The organism is Pontibacter sp. FD36 (assembly GCF_015686655.1).
In the GTDB taxonomy this organism is placed as follows: Bacteria; Bacteroidota; Bacteroidia; order Cytophagales; family Hymenobacteraceae; genus Pontibacter.
Genome location: NZ_JADPMP010000016.1, coordinates 35,740 through 53,857, shown reverse-complemented (window position 1 = coordinate 53,857; position 18,118 = coordinate 35,740). Strand labels below are relative to the sequence as shown.

Here is an 18,118-nt window from a genome sequence, read left to right as displayed (position 1 = left end):
GAGGGCTTTATCTATATATCAACAGGTATACCTCATTTGGCCCTACTTCTTTTATACTCACTTTAAATCCCCTCTCCGCCAGTTGCGGCAACAGGAACTGCGGTACCTTACGGTGATGCACGTACAGCGCCCCGTCTTTTGGAAGTGTTTCCAATGCGTTAAGTATAGACACCATCGGTTGGGGCATTTCCATTTGTCGCACATCGATGTGCTGTAGTGTGTCGCTATACCTGGCCAAAACCTCATCGAAATTCTCTTCGGTCCTGGAATCAGCGACCTCCAATTTCTCTCCTACACCCTGTCGCTTAAAATAGGTCTTCACCAAATTCGGTCCCAGCGTTTCGGTATAGTACTCGAAGCCTTTGGGGCGCACGATCGCGATGAGCGGAATCGGTTCGAAGGTGTTCACAATGCAAAGCACCTGCTCGGGACTCAGCTTGTTCACTACATCCATGATCTGCAGGAAGGGGTCGTCGCCCTTGGCAATGGTCTCGCGCACGTCCAGCACGATGGTGTCTGTTGCCTTTAGATTCTCCATAAAGGCAGGTCTTTCCAAAACATCGGTTTCCATGGGTATTGCCCTTTTGTTGTGAGTTGGTGTTGACGCGACACTGAAGCCCAGCGGCTGCAGCTTTTCATAAAAATCCTCCACCCTACACTTTCCTATGCGGGCAGCGTCGGCGATGGTGACCCGTGATGCCAGCACTTTGCGTAGCACGGGGTTACGCAGCTTTTCAAAGTGCTTGTTGATCGACACGATAGCCTCTATTGCCGCAGGGTTCTCCCGCAGAATAGTCGAGATGCGGGTGGTGGCAGAAAGCTCCATGGCTAGGCTACCTTTTTGTGCTCCCAGAAAGCGGGCGTGAACTCGTCTTTCGGTTCCTGCAGGTCGTGCTCCAGCAAGCGGCCTACATCCGCCAACTCTTCTGGATCGGCCACTGTTTGCAGGTATGGAAACAGCTCGCGTTCCTCCCAACGGATGTGGTCGGTCAGGTCCTGTTGCAGAGTGGCCACCAGCGAGGTGTTCACCGTTTTCTGTTTATTGATCAGGCCGATGATGGCTTCGATCAACTGGTGCTCTTCGTGCAGCCGAAGCGAATTTACATCGTCTTCTGGCAGCAGTCTTTTGAGGATGATCTCCTCTTCGCGGCAATGCGCTTTGAGCACATTTTTCCAGAAGTACTGGATGTACTGGCGCATGACTTCCAGCGAAGTGCCATTGGCTAAGCCTTGCTTAAGCTTCCAGCAGAACAACAGTCCGAAGTGGTGCTCCCGTGAGAGCGGCACCAGGCTTTTGTCGCGTTTTAGTGGTTTGGTTGCAGTTGTCATAGTGGTAGTGTTTTACCTCCCCCGACCCCCTCCTTTTTTCAAGGGTCCCTACCCCTAAAACAGGAGGGGGAGTTGGAAAGGGTTGTTTTTCTTTGCTCTCGCTTGTCTCTCTTCGCCCTCGCTCGCGTCCCGCGAGTGTGAGACATTTGGTGGCGTCTCGCCACCTGTGCCGACAGGCACAAACTAGCGGCCAGAGTCCGCCGAATAGCTCACACTCGCGGGACGCGAGCGAGGGCAGTAGGTCATTTAACTCCCTCCCCTGTTTTGGGGGTAGGGGCCCTCGACAAAAGGGGAGGGCTGGGGTGGGGTGTTACTTCAGCACCTCTTTCTCCAGCTCCAGCGCTTTCGGGAAGAGCACGTTGTTCTCCAGGTGGATGTGGCGGTGCAGGTCTTCTTCGAACTCCTGCAGCTTCGAGAACATCACGCGATAAGTGGCGCAGGCGTCGGCTGGCAGGGTGTAGTCGTCGGTCAGAGTGCGGATGGCAGCCAGTTCGTCGCCAGCGGCTTCGTGCTCCATCTCCATCATGTTGATCGGGTTCTGGATGCTGCCGAATGCGGGACGGTCTATTTTCACGCCGCTCTTCTGGGCTTCTTCCATTTGCTTGATGAATGGGAAAAGCACGCGCTCTTCTTTCGGCATGTGGGCCTCCAGCTCGTTGGCGATGTTCACAAAGTGCTTGGCTACTTCCACTACCTCTGGGTGACGGCCGCCGTGCACACGCGCTACTTTGGTGGTGTACTCGTACAGCGTAGGTATAGCCTCGCGCACGTAGCTGTGGTGCATGTTCACGATGTAGTCGCCGAGGAAGCTCAGGCTCCATTTTTCGTACTCGTTGCCGCGTGTGGTGGCGCTGCCTGTTTCAGGTATAGCGTTCAGCTCGCTTTCAACTACTTCGGGGCTAATGCCTTTTTCTTCACATACCTGTTTCAGCGATTTCTTGCCTCCGCAGCAAAAGTCAATGCCGTATTTTTTGAACACCTGCGCCTTGCGGTAGTCTTTGGCTACGAGTTCGCCCACGGTCTCCCCCTCTTCGGGAGTCAGTTTTGAGATTTTCACTTCCCAGATTTCGGGACCCTGCAACAGGTACTCCCACTTAAAGGTATTGCCTCGCTCGCCGAGCAACTGGTAGTACAGGGGCTTCGGGTCGTGGTCGTTGTGAATCACGAAAGCCTCGCCGCCATTCAGGTTGTCGAACCAGTTAAAAATGGTCGGGTGCTTCATGCGTGGCTCCAGTACCGTTACGTCTAATTTTTCTATGGTTTCCATGGTGTTGTTTTAAATGAATAATGGGTTGTAAATGATTGCCGATGTAAAAGTATGTACGAAAATAATTAAATAAAAGATAAAAAGGTCTTTTTTTCTTAATTATTTAATTTCTACATTTACTCCAGCCTATATAGCCAATCACGATATACCATAACTTATTAAAAATCAACGAAAAAAATTAAAACAAGCCTTATGAAAAAAGGAAGTCCCCGAGCCAGCGGTCTGGCTGTTTCCCGCTTCTTCACCCAACACGGTGGGAGCCCGTATGCCTTGTTCGACTACGAAACACGGTCCTCCACCATCCGCGACCCGAGCGGCGGCATTGTGGCCGAGATAAAGGATGTGGAAGTGCCTGCCCAGTGGTCGCAGATTGCCACCGACATACTCGCCCAGAAGTACCTGCGCAAGGCGGGCGTGCCGCAGCCCGACGGCAGTAAGGGGGCCGAGAAATCGGTGAAACAGGTAGTCCACCGCCTGGCAGATTGCTGGCGCTCGTGGGGCGAAGGCCATGGTTATTTTAAGACCAAAGAAGACGCGCAGGCGTTCTACGACGAACTGGTGTACATGCTCCTCGGGCAGTACGCCGCGCCCAACTCGCCGCAGTGGTTCAACACGGGCCTCTACAACTCCTATAAGTTAAAAGGCAAGGCGCAGGGACACTATTATGTAGACCCCGAAACCGAAAAGCTGCAGGAGTCGACCTCGGCCTACGAGCGTCCGCAGCCGCATGCCTGTTTTATACTGGCTGTGGACGATGACCTCGTGAACAAGGGCGGTATCATGGACCTGTGGGTGCAGGAAGCCCGCATTTTCAAGTATGGCTCCGGCGTGGGTACCAATTTCTCGAACATCCGCGGCAAGGACGAAGCGCTGGGCGGTGGCGGCAGTTCTTCGGGGCTGATGTCGTTTCTGAAGATTGGCGACCGTGCGGCGGGGGCCATTAAGTCGGGCGGTACGACACGGCGGGCGGCCAAGATGGTGTGCCTCGACCTCGACCACCCCGAGATTGTGGAGTTCATCAACTGGAAAAAGGAAGAAGAGAGAAAAGTGGCGGCCCTGATTGCGGCGGGCTACTCCGCGGACTACAACGGCGAAGCCTACCAGACGGTTTCGGGTCAGAACTCGAACAACTCGGTGCGGGTGCCGAACTCCTTTTTCAAGGCGCTCCAAAACAACGAACCCTGGCACCTGCGTGCCCGCTCCACAGGCAAGGTGCTGAAGTCCATACCTGCCCGCGAGCTGTGGGACCAGATAGCTGACGCGGCCTGGTCCTGCGCCGACCCTGGACTGCAATTCGACACGACGATTAACGAGTGGCATACCTGTCCCGCCGAAGGGCCTATTCGTGCCTCCAACCCCTGCTCGGAGTACATGTTCCTCGACAACACGGCCTGCAACCTCGCCTCACTCAACCTGATTCGCTTTTTCGATGAAGCCACGCAGACCTTTGATGTAGCCGCCTACCGCCATGCCTGTCGCCTCTGGACCATGGTACTGGAGATTTCTGTGCTGATGGCGCAGTTCCCCTCCGAAGAAGTGGCGCAGCGCTCCTACGATTATCGCACCATCGGCCTCGGCTATGCCAACCTCGGCGCTTTGCTGATGGTGCAGGGACTGGCCTACGACAGCGACGAAGCCCGCACGGTGGCCGCCGCGCTCACCGCCATCATGACGGGTACCTCCTATGCCACCTCCGCCGAGATGGCCGCCGAACTGGGTGCTTTCCCGAAGTATAAACCCAACGCAGAAGCCATGCTGCGCGTCATCCGTAACCACCGTGCCGCCGCGCACAACCAGCCCGAAGCCTTCGAAGGTTTGTCTATACCTGCGCAGCCGCTCGACCCTGCCCTTTGCCCCGACTACCTATACCTGGCTGCCTGCCAGGCATGGGACGAAGCGCTGGAACTGGGCAAAAAACACGGCTACCGCAATGCGCAGGCCACGGTCATCGCCCCGACGGGCACCATCGGTTTGCTGATGGACTGCGACACCACGGGCGTGGAGCCTGACTTTGCGCTGGTGAAGTACAAGAAGCTGGCAGGTGGCGGTTATTTCAAAATCATCAACCAGTCTATACCTGCCGCGCTGCGCAAACTGGGCTATACCGAAGCCGAGCTGCAGGCCATCGTGAACTACGCCAAAGGCCACGCCACGTTCAAAGGCGCTCCGCACATCAACGCGGAAAGTTTGCTGGCGAAAGGATTCACAAAGGAAGAGATTCAGAAGCTGGAAGCGGCCCTGCCGACGGCTTACGATGTGGCCTCGCTCTTCAGTACCTATACCCTGGGCGACGCCACCCTGCAGCGACTCGGCTTCAGACCCGAACAGTACCACCAGCCTGACTTCAACCTGTTAAAAGCGCTCGGCTATACCTATGCCCAGCAAGAAGAAGCCAGCGACTACATCTGCGGCACCATGACCACCGAGGGCGCGCCCCACCTGCGCGAGGAGCATTACCCTGTGTTCGACTGCGCCAACAAGTGCGGACAGAAAGGCAAGCGCTTTATCCGACCAGAGGGGCACATCCAGATGATGGCGGCGGTGCAGCCGTTCATTTCGGGGGCCATCTCCAAGACCATCAACCTGCCCAACGAAACTACCCGCGAAGAAGTGGCCCGTTGCTACCTCCTGTCGTGGGAGCTGGGCCTGAAAGCCTGTTCGATTTACCGCGACGGCAGCAAGCTTTCACAGCCGCTTTCGTCGGGCAGCAAGAAAGCCGAAACCGACGAAGCACCCGACGCGGAAGCGCCGCAGATCGACAACAGCATTAGCGCCGAACAGGTGTTGCAGGCGGCCAAGGCCATTCTGGAAGACGCCGCCAACGAGCCGTTCCGCAAGCAACTGGCCCACATGGTGGAGCGTCGCAAACTGCCCGACAAGCGCAGCGGTTTCACCCAGAAAGCCAAGATTGACGGCCACACCGTGTACATCCGCACGGGCGAGTACCCGAACGGCGACCTCGGCGAAGTGTTCATCGACATGTACAAGGAGGGCGCCTCGTTCCGCTCCATCCTCAACTGTTTCGCCATTTCGGTATCGCTGGGCCTGCAGTATGGCGTGCCGCTGGAGGAGTTTGTGAACCGCTTTACATTCACCCGTTTCGAGCCAGCGGGCCGTGTGGAGCACCCCAACATCAAGTCCGCCACCTCGGTCTTCGACTACCTCTTCCGCCTCCTCGGCTACGAGTACCTGCAGCGCGAAGACCTCGTGCATGTGCCGCGTGAGAAAACAGAGTCACCCGCCCCTCCAGTGGCTGCAGCTATACCTGCCGTAGCAAAGCCAGCGGCCCAGCCCGAGCCAGTCACCGACCTGAAAGCCAATGGCTATACCCTGGTGTCGCAGAGCCGCACCGTGCTACTCGAACAGACCCAACAGGTGCTGGCCAACATGATGGGCGACGCTCCCATCTGCAACGTCTGCGGCCACATCACCATCCGCTCGGGCACCTGCTACAAGTGCCTGAACTGTGGGAATAGTTTGGGGTGTAGTTGATTGAGTTTTGTGGAAATGAAACAGGAGCGTCTGGGTATAGGCGCTCCTGTTTTTTTTTTGGGGTGATGTTTGAACTTGGCTATTATAGAAAAAGGGCTATATTGGCTATGGTATTGCTACAGAATTGTTACAGAGGATAATGCCAAACATGATAACATCGAAATAAATACTAAAAGATTTCAAATAATGATAATTGTAGTAATCTTCATGGTTTTACTCTTCTCCTTTTCTGTTACATCTCTGGCAATAATATTTGCTCTGGGTGTTACTAAGTTTGTAGCTAAGGCATATGGCTATGAAGTCAATTTAATTACATTAGCTAAAAGGTCATTTTGGCTTTCATGGGGAATAAATACATGCATATACTATTATCTTTTCATGAATGAAATTGGTTTCAATGGGGTCAACGCACTCCTTAGTATTTGGACTATGGTGTTATGTGGTGTTGTGGTAGCGTTCATTGTTTATTTAAATTACCACGTTCTGAAAAAGCCTTATAATGAGAACAAACAAGATGATGTTAAAGAATAATCACTGTGTAACATTAATTAACGCATAGTCCGTTGCATTAAGCAATAGCCTAACCTATGAAGCTAAAACCAAGCTGAAAGAACAAATGAAGCGACCTGTTTTAACCCTTTTGCTACTCGTGGGCTTATGTGGTTCAACCTATGCGCAATCGGCTTTCTTTGTCCCGACATTTTGGCACCTTATTTAGTACTTCACATTTTGCCTGTATTAGCTTTGCTTCTCTCCTTGCTATGGGGCAAAAAGCATTCAGTTGCAAGAGTGATAGTTTATGGGTTGTGTGGGATAGTTGCTATATATTCTGCATGAAGTTTCACTATTTCATAGTATTTCTTTAGAAGCTAAACCAGTTGATGTAACATAGCTTATACTTTTTCTGCTTTAATTAAGTAAGTAATTATGGATAGTTTGAGTGATATCATGCCGTTGATTAAGGTAGCGATTATTCTGTTTTTATATATCCCTCCTCTCCTAGCCTATTCTATTATAAGGTTTGGCAAGCGAGATGGCTTGTCAAAATTCTTCTCACTTATTTTATGCTTGGTTACTTTTCTTGTAGTATATTTTTTGTGGTTCCTTTTCTTATCAGTTGAGGGCCGTCAGGGAGTACATGTTCTTCTTATGACGATATTAATAGGATTAACTTCATTGGTTGTTTTTTATACTTTTACCGCGAAGAGGAAAATATAAATACCTGTATGGACACGCTTTCGAGGTAGCTTACGTGCATTTTAATAAATACTTATATTCAAAGGCAGTTATGGAACAAAATATAGATACAGCTATTGTTTTTGTAATCATTCTCTTACATGGGTTGCCTCTAATAGCATATTTTATAGCGAAGTATAAAGGGAAAAGTATTATGTCAAGGCTTCTTGTATATATGATTTGTATAGGAGCTATAGGAATCGTCTTATTTTTATTATTTATTCAAATACCTACAGGTTACTTTTTATTATTGACATTAGTATGTTCATCTATTCTTGTAATTATTTATACTTGGCGTAGAAAGACACATTTTAGTCGAGAGCTGAATGAAAAATGAAAGAATGAATTCAAGTGCATTCATGCAAGGTATAATGATTCCACCTTTGCTGATGGCAACTATCATATTTATAGGCTTAATTACTTTCGAAAAGTCAGATTCGAATAATTTTCTAACAAATATATTCCTCTATATGTTAGTTGGCACTTTTGTGTTAACACCTCTGATTTTAATTACTCTTTACTTTAAGCTTAGGCATGTCGAAAAAGGTAAAGCAAAAGGCTACTTGTATTCCTCCTACTTTTGGATAATGTCTTTAATGATGTATATCTGGTTCTTCTTTATTTATAATTAGATTAAGGTATAGGGTATTCGGTTACTTGCATAATTAATGGGTATAACACTTGCCAAGTGCAGTTGATTTATACTTACCAGTAGTATTTCGAATGCCCATCCAAATGGAACCCAGCCTATCAGCATTCTCAATCCTGCCAATCCTAAAATCCTGCAAATCCTGATTCTGACAGATTCAACCCCCGCTGCCCCAGAAACAACAACCCCAACCCCAGCGGCATGGGCACACTTGCCCAGAACATCAGCCAGTTGAAACTTGGCAAAGCCGATAGCCCGAGCCAGAGCAAGGTGCCTTGCCCGAACATCAGCAACTCCGTGGCGAAGAAGCCCGTCAGGAAAAGTACCAGCCAGATACCGCCATATCGGCCGAGGCGGTAGAGGCCTTGCTGCAGGAGGAAGCCCAGCACGAAGAGCGACACGAAACCGAGCAAGGACAGGTGCAGGTAGCCGATGATGAAGTAGCGGAGTTTGTAGGCCAGGTCGGCCATGTACGGGAAAGCGGAGGCCGTTTGCAAGGCAAGCTTCAGCACTAGAAAGAACAGCGCCATACCTGCCAGCGCCCGCACCCAGGGCTTCAGCAAAGGCAGCACCTCTGCCCATACCTGCCGCAGCACTTTTGTCAGGTATAGCAAGCCCGCCAGTTGTAGGACCACCGACACATACCCGATGGCGTATACCCAGTCCGCAGGTTTGGTCCAGAGCACCGACAGCGCATAGGCGGGCAGACAGGCCAGCGCCAACAGCCAGAAAGCCCGCAAGGCCCAGCGATGGTTGAACATGATGTGGTGGCGCTCCAGAAACCAGAACAGCAAGCCCAGTGCGGCAAATGTAAACCAGCCGTTGTACTGGAAGTGCAGGTAAAAATAGATGGCCGAGTAGTAGAGTTCACCGCCAATGGTGCCTTTCGCCATAATCGGCCCCATGGCCCACGGACCGATGGAAGACACCACCATAAACAGTAACCCCGCCCCGATATACTTCAGCGAAACGCCATACACCTCCTGCGCCACATGCTGCCGCACATGGCGCCAGTAGCTGCGGGCAAACCAGTAGCTAAGCAAAATGTGCCCCGTCGAGAAGATGATGGAGAAGAGCGCATAGCCCTGCACGGGGAACGTGAACAGCATGCCCAGCACCGATACCTGCGTCAGGAAAAACTGCCGTCGGAATGAGGTGCGGTCGGCGGAGGTAGTGGCTGGAAAAATGTAGAGCAAAGCGGCGAAAAATGCGCAGTAGAGCCAGCCCAGCAAAGCCACATGCGAGTGCGCATGCAGGAAGTTCTTGTAGTTGACGCCCACCACAGGCGACACCATGAGCCAGCGCAGGAAAAGGCCCAGCACCGCCACCAGTACAAAATAGCCCAGCGCAAGCCGTGCCCGCACCAGGGTGTCCTGTTCTGTTATCGGTTGCCGCTGCGCCTTTACCTCCACCATCGATTATTTAAAATAGGTGTTGTATTCTTTTAGTCGCGTGCTTACCCGTGCTAATGCCTGTTCAGACAGGTGCTCGTCTTTTTCGGCCAGCACGTTCACATCCTCCACCAGCGGCACCAGGTATACGTGCAGCATGTCGTGGTCGGGCCCTTTCATGCGGCAGTCTTTGAAGAGCTGTTGCAGTTCGGCTTTCATCGAAGACCCCAAATCGTTGTAAGCTTCTGCCGAATTGTTCTCGGCCTGCAGCTTAAACTCCTGCAGCATAGCTTGCAATTGGGCGATGTGGCGGTTGGTCGGCTCGTCGGCCTGCCAACGCTCAGTGCCGTTCAGGGCCAGCGTTTGCTCTTCGTGAATTACTTCAGTATGCTCTGTTTCCAGATCGCGCTCGTGTCCGCACATCGAGGTCAGGCTGGCCAGAAATATGGCGATGATGATTAGCTTCATGATACCACTCCCTCCTCTTTTTCCTGCACAGGTATAGCCTGTTGTGCCAGGCGCAGCAAATCTTGCTGCAGCGATTGGCTGCGGTCTTTCGCATACTGCGTATGCACCAGTGTACCTATCTCCTCTTTCGTCGCATTTGGGTTCTCCTCTTTAAAGTGCAGCACTTGTTCGAGTATCGCCAGCGGTCGCGGCCCCCAGGTGAACAGGCGCTCGTTCGTTTCGGCGTTCAGGCAAATCAACTTAGGTATAGCGCGGCTTCCGTTGGTAAGGCAGGTGTCCATCCAGGCCGGGTTTTCGTCGCGCAGAATAATAGTCAGTTCGATGGTCGGCACGGCGTCAGCAATAGCGGCAAGAGCAGGCAGTTGCTGCGCTCCGTCGCCGCACCACGACTCCACCAGCACTACCCAATGCCACTCAGGGCGCGGTTGCTGCAGGGCTGCAAGCAAGTCAGGGTTGATGGCAAATTGCTTCTCGACGCGCTTCATGCGCTGCTGGTTCAGCCTGGTATAGCCAATGCGCTCTTCGGTTTGCTCCGGACCTGAAGTTTGGTTGTTGGCTACAAGTTCATCAACCAGTTGTCTGAAGCTCTGGTAGGTCAGCGGGTTGATGAGTTCGGGGGTCAATATATCGGGGGTATTCATGAGACGTTTAGGTTAAATTATACTGCAAGTCTACCCATCTATACCTGCTTATAAAATGACTTAAGTCACTCACATACAATAATTAACAAACCTCTAACCGGATGTAAAAATAAATACATAGAAAATGACCTATGTCATTATTTTGACTAACGATGCTCATTTCTGAGGGCTTGAAATTAGCCTACCTTGTCATGCCATCTATCCTGTTAAGACGGCATCTATCCTATCAAATTACACACATGGGCGTCACTACCATACAACCAACTACATTATTCGATCCGGAAGATCTTAAAATCGCTTTTAGCAATAAAACGGATGAAGAACTTAAACTTGCCCACTTCCTATTCAGGATGATGGGTAAGCCCACGCTAGTCAAACTGGGCGGCATCGCCACAGTCTGGGCGCTTAAGCTTGGGCTGCCGATCAAAGGCTTGGTAAAGAATACGATCTACCGCCACTTTTGCGGGGGAGAAACAGCGCAGCAGGCACAGCGGGCCATCCGTCGCATGGCCAATGTCAAGGTATACACTGTGCTCGATTATGCTGCTGAAGCGAAGGAAGACGAAGCCGGTTTTGACTACGTACTCGACGAGATCATGCGCAACATTCGGCTGGCAAAAGTCACTGGAGAGATTCCTTATATCAGTGTGAAACTGACAGGTATAGGCTCTCGTGAAATTTTCCAGAAACTGCAGGAAGGGGAGTCACTTACACCCGAAGAAACAGCGGCCTTTCAGCGCACAGAAAACAGGCTCGACCTGATCTGCAAAGCCGCCTTCGAAGCCAACATTACGGTATACATCGACGCAGAAGAAAGCTGGCTGCAGCAAGCCATGGACGAGCTGGCCGAAAAGATGATGCTGCGCTATAACGAGCACCGTGCCGTGGTGTTCAACACCCTGCAGATGTACCGCACGGACCGCATCGCTTACCTCACCGATCTGCTCAAAAGAAGCGAAGGCTATGATGTGGTGTTAGGTATAAAAATCGTGCGGGGCGCCTACATCGAGAAAGAGCAGGAACGAGCCGCAGAGTATGGGTATCCGAGCCCGGTATTCAGCATCAAAGCCGATACCGATCACAGCTTTGACAAAGCCATCGACATCTGTCTGCAAAATCTACATAGAGTAGAACTTTGTGCCGCGACGCACAACGAAGCCAGCACCCGCTACCTTGTCAACCAGATCAACCGCCGGGGTATAGCTGACCACCGCAAGTGTATTTACTTCTCGCAGCTCTACGGCATGAGCGACAACCTGACCTACAACCTGGCCAGCGCCGGCTTTAACGCTTCCAAATACCTGCCTTACGGCGATGTGGCCACTACGCTGCCTTATATGATTCGGCGAGCAGAAGAGAACACTTCAATTGCCGGGCAGATGGGCAGAGAATTGAGTTTGCTCGAGGCGGAGATGAAGCGTCGGGGGTTGTAGCACCCCAATCAACTAAATGCCCTCGCTCGCGTCCCGCGAGTGTAAGCTATCTGGCGGACTCTGGCCGCTGGTTTGTGCCTGTCGGCACAGGAGGCGGGACGCCACTAGATAGCTCACACTCGCCAGAGGCGAGCGAGGAAAGAACAATGAACAGAAAAACGAAAAATAAATAAAGCCCCCTCACCTCCCCCTCATATTTTGGGGGCTGGTGGGAGGTAAAAACCATTTTCATTCATGATCAAAAACACACCGCACACCTTCCACATCCCGGTTATGGGACTGGCCTTTTCCATCGACTCGCCCATGAAAGTGGCGCAGTACGGCATTTCATCGGTTATCTCGCTGAGCGACGATACCCTGATCGAACAAATGCGCCAGCATTACAGTCAGGTATACCAGGAACGCTTCACGCCCATCACCCCTAAAGAAGAGGATTACCGCGCCCGTCGCATCACAGAGTACCTCAACCTGGCCGACCGTATTGTGAAGCAGCAAGTGGAAAGCCTGAAACAGGAGTCATTTGATGCGGAGTCGCGCCTGAGCAAGTACTTCTTGCTGCTGCCTGACCAGACGCCGCTCAAGGTTCTTTATCAGAAGATGGTGCAGACCAACAATCCGGAGCTGAAAAAGATCATGCAGGATGAACTGCGCCAGGCTGTTGTACCTGGAAGTATAGATGTGAACATCATGACCAAGCTCGACAAAACCAATTACGACAAAGACGGCAACCCGCTGCCATCGGAGTACTCCGACGCACTGGCCGCACTGCGTGGTTTTGCAAAGAGTACCGTGCATGCTTCGGTGATCTTCTCGGCAGGTATGAACATGCGCCTCTACAGTTACCTGGAGCAGTTCCCATGCTTCTTCCCTGACGAAAACGGCTATTTGCAAAAGCAGGTGGTTATCAAGGTGAGTGATTACCGCTCGGCATTTGTGCAGGGTAAGATTCTGGCCAAGAAAGGTATCTGGGTATCGGAGTTCCGCATCGAGTCGGGACTGAACTGCGGCGGGCACGCTTTTGCCACAGACGGTTACCTGATCGGCCCGATCCTGGAGGAGTTCAAGCAGAACCGACGGGCGATGAAGGAAGAGCTCTATACCTTATTCAGCAATGCCCTCACGGCCAAAGGCTATACCGTGCCAGCCACTGCGCCAACCATGCACATTACGATGCAGGGCGGTATTGGCACAGCCGAAGAGCACAGCTTCCTGCTGGAGCACTACGGCATGGATGCCGCCGGTTGGGGTACGCCGTTTTTGCTTGTACCCGAAGCCACTACGGTAGATGTTGAAACAATGGAGAAGCTGGCCCGTGCCAAAAAAGAAGACCTATACCTGAGCCCGATCTCCCCGCTTGGCGTACCCTTCAACTCTCTGCGAGGCACCAGCTCAGAAGCGCTCACCTTGGCTCGTATTGAAAAAGGCAAGCCGGGCAGTCCGTGCGAGAAGAAGCACCTTGTCTCAAACTCAGACTTTACCAAAGAACCTATCTGCACCGCCTCCCGCAAGTACCAGCGCAACAAACTCGTGCAGCTGCAGAGATTAGGTTTGCCAGAAGCGGAATACAAAGCGCAGGAAGCCAAAGTACTGGAGAAAGAGTGCCTCTGTGAAGGACTGGCCAACACAGCTCTCGTAAAACTAGGTATAGCACGCAAAGCCGTTGCGTCCAGACCGGTGGCCATTTGCCCGGGACCGAACCTGGCCTACTTCTCCAACATCTTCAAGTTGCAGGAAATGGTGGACCATATTTACGGCCGCATGAACGTGCTCAACAATACCTACCGTCCGCACGTGTTCGTCAACGAGCTGCGGATGTATGTGGACTACTGGAAGAACAAGAAGGCAGAGTTGCAGGAGAGCATGACCGACAAGCAGGAGAAATACCTGCAGAACTTCTGGCAGAACCTGCAGCAAGGTATAAGCTATTATAAAGAGCAGCTGCCTGTTCTGTTCAAGGACCAGCTGGAGAAGCGCGTGCTGATGCTGGATGAATTACTTGATGCTGAAGACCAGTTACAATTGGCCAATCAGAAGGTATAGACAGGTATGAGCAGAATACGATTAACCCGCCTGTTTACGTTTGAAGCGGCCCATGCACTGCAGAACTACAAGGGCGGCTGCCGCAACATTCACGGGCATTCTTACAAACTGGAAGTAACGATTATCGGTACACCTATTGTGAGTGAGACGCACCCGAATGACGGCATGGTCATGGACTTTAAAGAGCTGAAGAAGCTAATGCAGGAAACGATCATTGAGCCGATCGACCATGCGCTCTTGCTGCGGCAGGACGCCCCACAGGAACTGATTCTGGCGCTGCGGCATTTTAACCACAAGCTGGTGCTCACGCCTTTCCAGCCGACATGCGAGAATATGCTGATCGACTTTAAGCAGCGCATCCGCCACTTACTCCCGGCTTATGTGGAGCTGCATAGCCTCAAGCTTTGGGAAACCGAAAAGTCCTTTGCAGAATGGTATGCTTCGGATAACCTGTAAGTAAATCTTACCTCCAGCTAAACCGCCCTGTTCGTTAGGCCAAAACCAACGGACAGGGCGGTTTTTTTATGTGCACTTCAGAATAGTATTACCTGATTCCCAACACCATACCTTGAAACGAAGCCGTCTGATATCCGTTGTAAAGTCTGTTACTAATGAACACGATTATGAAAAAGGCATTTATAATTTTTATCGGCATTTTCTTCTTCTCCTGCACCTCCGACAATACCACGCATGATACCGCTACTGATACACGCGGTACTGAAAGCATGGATGAAAGTGTAGAGATTGGTTCTGGCGAAGAGATCAACCCACAACTGGAAATGCAGGACGACACAGCCGCATTTGAAGTCGATACGGTGACGACTCCAAGACGGAATAATCAGTAAAATCTGGTTTGCTTTTGCAGCTTGTTTGCTGGCAAGGTAGCGACTTTGCGTAAGGTGGGAGTGCTCAAGCTTTTGCCAGCTATACCGGGTCTTGTTGCCTTAGTATAATTACGTCAAGTATAGCAACCTGACTTACATATCCCTCCGCTTAAATACCCTCCTGGAAACCAGCACTGGCACCAGCACCCAGAGCACCATCACCGCAAAAGCCAGGCCTATGCCCCACAGGCTGCCGAAGATGCTCTTGTACAAGGCGCCGGTGTAGCCCATCATGGCCGACACGTCCAGGTTGAGCAACACCATCACCCGCCCCAGATCCACGGGATTAAGTGCGGTCAAAGCGAGTGTGGCGTACTCCAGCGGGTAGTCGCCAAAAGAGTAGAGGATGAAGAGCACGATGCCGTCGTAAATCAGGGCGAAGTAGAACCAGAGCAAGAGCGCTATACCTATCCCTTTAGCCTTGTCGCGGGTGATGACTGAGGCCAGGAAGGCCAGGGCCACGAAGATGAAGGTGATGAACACGCCCGTCAGCACCAGGTACAGCCCCGTGGCGCCGGGAGCGAACAGCAGCACCGGTATACCCACCCCGATCATAAAAGCGGCAGACAGTGAGAGGGCCACCCCCAGGTACTCGCTCATGAAGATCTTGCTACGTCGAATGGGCTGCGATACCAGCAGCTCCATGAACTCGTAGGAGTTGTAAAAGTGCGTCGTGCCGAAGACGATGCTGATCAAGGGCACGGTCAGAAGCACCAGGTTCAAAAGGCTCAGCAGGCCCTTGTCAGGACTGCCTCCCAGGTTGAACACCCCGATGGAGAGCAACAGCAAAAACAGAGTGTAGGCCACGATGATTTTGTTGCGGACAATGTCGTAGAGTACGTATTTGATGATCTTGTTCATGGTTTGTATCCTTCGTTCATGATTTTGGCAACGGCACGGCTCAATCTGGTTTCCTGAGTTTGCGCTTTTAAGTCAGAAATCGTTTCATAGAACATCACACTGCCATCCACCAGGCACAGCACCTCATCGGCCACTTCTTCAATCTCGCTCATCACATGCGATGTGATCAGGATCAGTTTACCTTTCTTTTTCTCTTTCAGGATTTTGCCTTTCAGAATTTCAGCGGCAAAAGGGTCCAAACCAGCGGTTGGTTCATCGAGGATAAGCACCTGCGGCTCGAACATGAAAGCCAGTGCCGCACTCACTTTCTGCTTCGTACCGCCTGACAGCGCGCCCATCCGCTTTTCGTACATTTCTTCCAGCCGGTACAAACCAATCAGTTCATCATCAACGGCAGCGTCCTTTCGGATGTCGCGGATCATCTCGATCACCTGCCGGATCTTCATGTTCTCGGGGTACTTTCCGATCTGGGGCATATACCCGATCTGGCTACGGTAAGCATACTTTTTCAATACACTTTCGCCGTTGAATCTGATGTCGCCGCTGTCAGGCAGCACCATGCCCAGTATGCACTTGCTCATGGTGGTTTTGCCCGAGCCGTTCGGCCCTATTATGGATATGACTTTGCCCTTGTCCAGCTCAACGCTCACGCCACGGAGCACTTGCAGTTTGCCGTAGGACTTGTACAAATTCTCTATTGTTATCATGATTTACTTTCTTCATCAAGGGGCGCTCGTCCACCAGGTTTTGAGGAATGATACTTGGCAGCACTCTTTCCATGTTATCGAGCAGGTCTACCATAAAGCTGCGCATCAGCATAACCGAAGGCGGCACCCGCTCGATCAGCATAGAGTACAGACTCACCGGCCGGTAGGGTACATCGCCTACGCCGTTTTTGTCCAGGTCGTAGCCGCTATACTTCTCCCAGTAGTTGTGCTCAAAGTAGTTGTGCTGCGCATTTCCATTGGTACTGATGTCAAAGGAGTTTCCGGTGAAGTTATTGAGCCGGAAGGTATCCTGTATACAGGTAGTCATCAGTTTAATGGCCCAACCGTTGCGCTCAAAATCGTTGTTTCTGAAATCAAGGCGGCTCGAACTTTCCATGTGTATACCTGTGGTATTGCGCCGGAATGTGTTGTTGTAAATAACGCTGTTGTTTATTTCTTTCAAAAGCAGACCATACGAAGCTGCACCCCAGTTATCCTCAAACACGTTGTGCTCCATCCGGACGTTTGTGGTATACATCACCGCCACACCTGCCCCGTTTTTCCGGAAGATGTTATGGGTATAGGCATTCCCGTCCGAGAACATAAAGTGCAGGCCGTAGCGGCTGTTCTGGTGGCTGAGGTTACGCTCCACGGTGCTGTTTTTCACTGTCTCCAGGTAGATGCCGTCCCGGTGGCCCTGCACCTCGTTCCCTATTATCTGCACATCGTCTGTATAGTACACATGAATGGCATTGCCCAGCGAGGACTCGGTTCTGCCCACGTTCTCCCCTTTTACCACATTGCCCTTAACAACGATGCCATCCGAATACTGCAGGTATATCCCGTAATAGGTTTTCAGGATGGTGTTGTCGAGGATCTGGATGTTGTTTTGCTGCCTGACCCGGATGGCAGCGTCGTCGCGGGTATAGCTGGTGGCTACGTTCTGCAGCGTGAAACCCTGAATGGTTACGTTGTCAGACAACACCGTGATGATCTGACCGCTGTTGTTACTATCTATCACCGGGTTGTTCTGCCCGATCAGGCGGATGGGCTGGGTGATCTCTATACCTGACTCCAGGTACACGCCGCCGTCCACGAGCACCACGTCGCCGGCCTTCGCCTGGCTTACGGCCTGTTTCACGGAGGTATAGGTGCAGTTGGTGCATACCTTTAGTGTGCCGCCAACCGCCTGCAGGCTCGTTAGCAGCAACACTAAAGTGCATGCTGTCCAAACTACTATCTTTTTACTCAGGTTTTTCATTGTTTTTAACGGCTTCTTTTGCCCCTTCCCAGTTCAGCAGGCGGCCTCCATACTCCTGTTGCAGCCTGCTGGCTGTGGCCTCGTCTGCCACCGCTGTCAGGTACATGCCCATGGGGCTGGGTAGCTCCCGGCTTTGCAGAAAGTGTGCCTTGTCTACCTCAACCAGGTTATCAGGGTTGGTGAAGTCCGTTACCAGCAGGTAAGCCGCAGCATCGCTCAGTTCCGGCTGCTCCAGTGCGTAAGCGGCCAGGCACTCCGCCGAATCAAAGAAAAAAGCTTTGCCCTTGTCGTTTACCAGCTCAGCGCCATACCGGCTGTCAGACACGGTCATCTGGCAATGGACGCAGTTAGCCTCACCATAGGGCACGGGTTTCGGCTCCACCGAGCAACCTGCGGCTCCTATCAGCAGGAGTAGTAGGCTCAGTGTGTAAAGGGTGGTTTTGTGTAGCATGTCGAAGA

The 18,118-nt window shown here is 51.9% G+C and carries 16 protein-coding genes; 6 read left to right on the top strand and 10 right to left on the bottom strand.

Annotation, left to right across the window (positions count from 1 at the left end):
• Nucleotides 1–7 precede the first annotated feature (7 nt).
• The 3 genes from I0P70_RS20265 to ric form a co-directional block, all read right to left on the bottom strand.
• Entirely contained in the window at nucleotides 8–826 is an 819-nt protein-coding gene (locus tag I0P70_RS20265; protein ID WP_196120960.1) for a DUF2249 domain-containing protein, read from the bottom strand.
• Nucleotides 827–828: 2 nt separating this feature from the next.
• On the bottom strand, nucleotides 829–1,329 hold the full coding sequence (locus I0P70_RS20260; RefSeq protein ID WP_007658702.1) for a hemerythrin domain-containing protein: 501 nt from the start codon (nucleotides 1,327–1,329) through the stop codon (nucleotides 829–831).
• 310 nt (nucleotides 1,330–1,639) lie between these two features.
• Nucleotides 1,640–2,596, bottom strand: a complete 957-nt coding sequence (gene ric, locus I0P70_RS20255; RefSeq protein ID WP_196120959.1) for an iron-sulfur cluster repair di-iron protein — start codon at nucleotides 2,594–2,596, stop codon at nucleotides 1,640–1,642.
• 177 nt (nucleotides 2,597–2,773) lie between these two features.
• Here ric and I0P70_RS21630 point away from each other — a divergent pair, with 177 nt between their 5' ends.
• Nucleotides 2,774–6,088 carry a vitamin B12-dependent ribonucleotide reductase gene (locus I0P70_RS21630; RefSeq protein WP_370583271.1) on the top strand — a complete coding sequence of 1,105 codons (3,315 nt, stop codon included), beginning with the start codon at nucleotides 2,774–2,776 and terminating at the stop codon, nucleotides 6,086–6,088.
• 75 nt (nucleotides 6,089–6,163) lie between these two features.
• On the top strand, nucleotides 6,164–6,619 hold the full coding sequence (locus I0P70_RS20245) for a hypothetical protein (RefSeq protein WP_196120957.1): 456 nt from the start codon (nucleotides 6,164–6,166) through the stop codon (nucleotides 6,617–6,619).
• Between the two features lie 1,479 nt (nucleotides 6,620–8,098).
• On the opposite strand, the gene I0P70_RS20240 is transcribed toward I0P70_RS20245, so the two are convergent.
• The 3 genes from I0P70_RS20240 to I0P70_RS20230 are packed head-to-tail and all read right to left on the bottom strand — an operon-like array spanning nucleotide 8,099 to nucleotide 10,473.
• Nucleotides 8,099–9,388 (bottom strand): hypothetical protein, encoded by a 1,290-nt coding sequence (locus I0P70_RS20240; RefSeq protein WP_196120956.1) that lies wholly within the window; start codon nucleotides 9,386–9,388, stop codon nucleotides 8,099–8,101.
• Nucleotides 9,389–9,391: 3 nt separating this feature from the next.
• Nucleotides 9,392–9,832, bottom strand: a complete 441-nt coding sequence (locus tag I0P70_RS20235; RefSeq protein ID WP_076423191.1) for a hypothetical protein — start codon at nucleotides 9,830–9,832, stop codon at nucleotides 9,392–9,394.
• Complete coding sequence (locus I0P70_RS20230; protein WP_007659154.1) at nucleotides 9,829–10,473, bottom strand: thioredoxin family protein; 645 nt, start codon at nucleotides 10,471–10,473, stop codon at nucleotides 9,829–9,831. The genes I0P70_RS20235 and I0P70_RS20230 overlap by 4 nt, the downstream gene beginning before the upstream one ends.
• 239 nt (nucleotides 10,474–10,712) lie before the next feature.
• On the opposite strand from I0P70_RS20230, the gene I0P70_RS20225 reads away from it, so the two are divergent.
• The 4 genes from I0P70_RS20225 to I0P70_RS20210 all read left to right on the top strand — a co-directional run bounded on the left by I0P70_RS20225 (nucleotide 10,713) and on the right by I0P70_RS20210 (nucleotide 14,791).
• Nucleotides 10,713–11,906 (top strand): proline dehydrogenase family protein, encoded by a 1,194-nt coding sequence (locus I0P70_RS20225; RefSeq protein WP_230392324.1) that lies wholly within the window; start codon nucleotides 10,713–10,715, stop codon nucleotides 11,904–11,906.
• Nucleotides 11,907–12,140: 234 nt separating this feature from the next.
• Nucleotides 12,141–13,946 carry a hypothetical protein gene (locus I0P70_RS20220; RefSeq protein ID WP_196120955.1) on the top strand — a complete coding sequence of 602 codons (1,806 nt, stop codon included), beginning with the start codon at nucleotides 12,141–12,143 and terminating at the stop codon, nucleotides 13,944–13,946.
• A 6-nt stretch (nucleotides 13,947–13,952) separates the two neighbouring features.
• On the top strand, nucleotides 13,953–14,402 hold the full coding sequence (locus tag I0P70_RS20215) for a 6-carboxytetrahydropterin synthase (RefSeq protein ID WP_196120954.1): 450 nt from the start codon (nucleotides 13,953–13,955) through the stop codon (nucleotides 14,400–14,402).
• A gap of 155 nt (nucleotides 14,403–14,557) precedes the next feature.
• Complete coding sequence (locus I0P70_RS20210) at nucleotides 14,558–14,791, top strand: hypothetical protein (RefSeq protein WP_196120953.1); 234 nt, start codon at nucleotides 14,558–14,560, stop codon at nucleotides 14,789–14,791.
• Nucleotides 14,792–14,923: 132 nt separating this feature from the next.
• Here the strand turns inward: I0P70_RS20210 and I0P70_RS20205 are convergent, their stop codons facing one another.
• Genes I0P70_RS20205 through I0P70_RS20190 form a run of 4 tightly spaced genes read right to left on the bottom strand, consistent with a single transcriptional unit; the run spans nucleotide 14,924 to nucleotide 18,110 of the window.
• Nucleotides 14,924–15,691 carry an ABC transporter permease gene (locus tag I0P70_RS20205; RefSeq protein ID WP_196120952.1) on the bottom strand — a complete coding sequence of 256 codons (768 nt, stop codon included), beginning with the start codon at nucleotides 15,689–15,691 and terminating at the stop codon, nucleotides 14,924–14,926.
• Entirely contained in the window at nucleotides 15,688–16,398 is a 711-nt protein-coding gene (locus tag I0P70_RS20200; protein ID WP_196120951.1) for an ABC transporter ATP-binding protein, read from the bottom strand. Before I0P70_RS20200 ends, I0P70_RS20205 begins: the two co-directional genes overlap by 4 nt.
• Nucleotides 16,331–17,659, bottom strand: a complete 1,329-nt coding sequence (locus tag I0P70_RS20195) for a nitrous oxide reductase family maturation protein NosD (protein ID WP_196120950.1) — start codon at nucleotides 17,657–17,659, stop codon at nucleotides 16,331–16,333. Before I0P70_RS20195 ends, I0P70_RS20200 begins: the two co-directional genes overlap by 68 nt.
• Nucleotides 17,643–18,110, bottom strand: a complete 468-nt coding sequence (locus tag I0P70_RS20190; RefSeq protein ID WP_007659140.1) for a nitrous oxide reductase accessory protein NosL — start codon at nucleotides 18,108–18,110, stop codon at nucleotides 17,643–17,645. Before I0P70_RS20190 ends, I0P70_RS20195 begins: the two co-directional genes overlap by 17 nt.
• Nucleotides 18,111–18,118 lie beyond the last annotated feature (8 nt).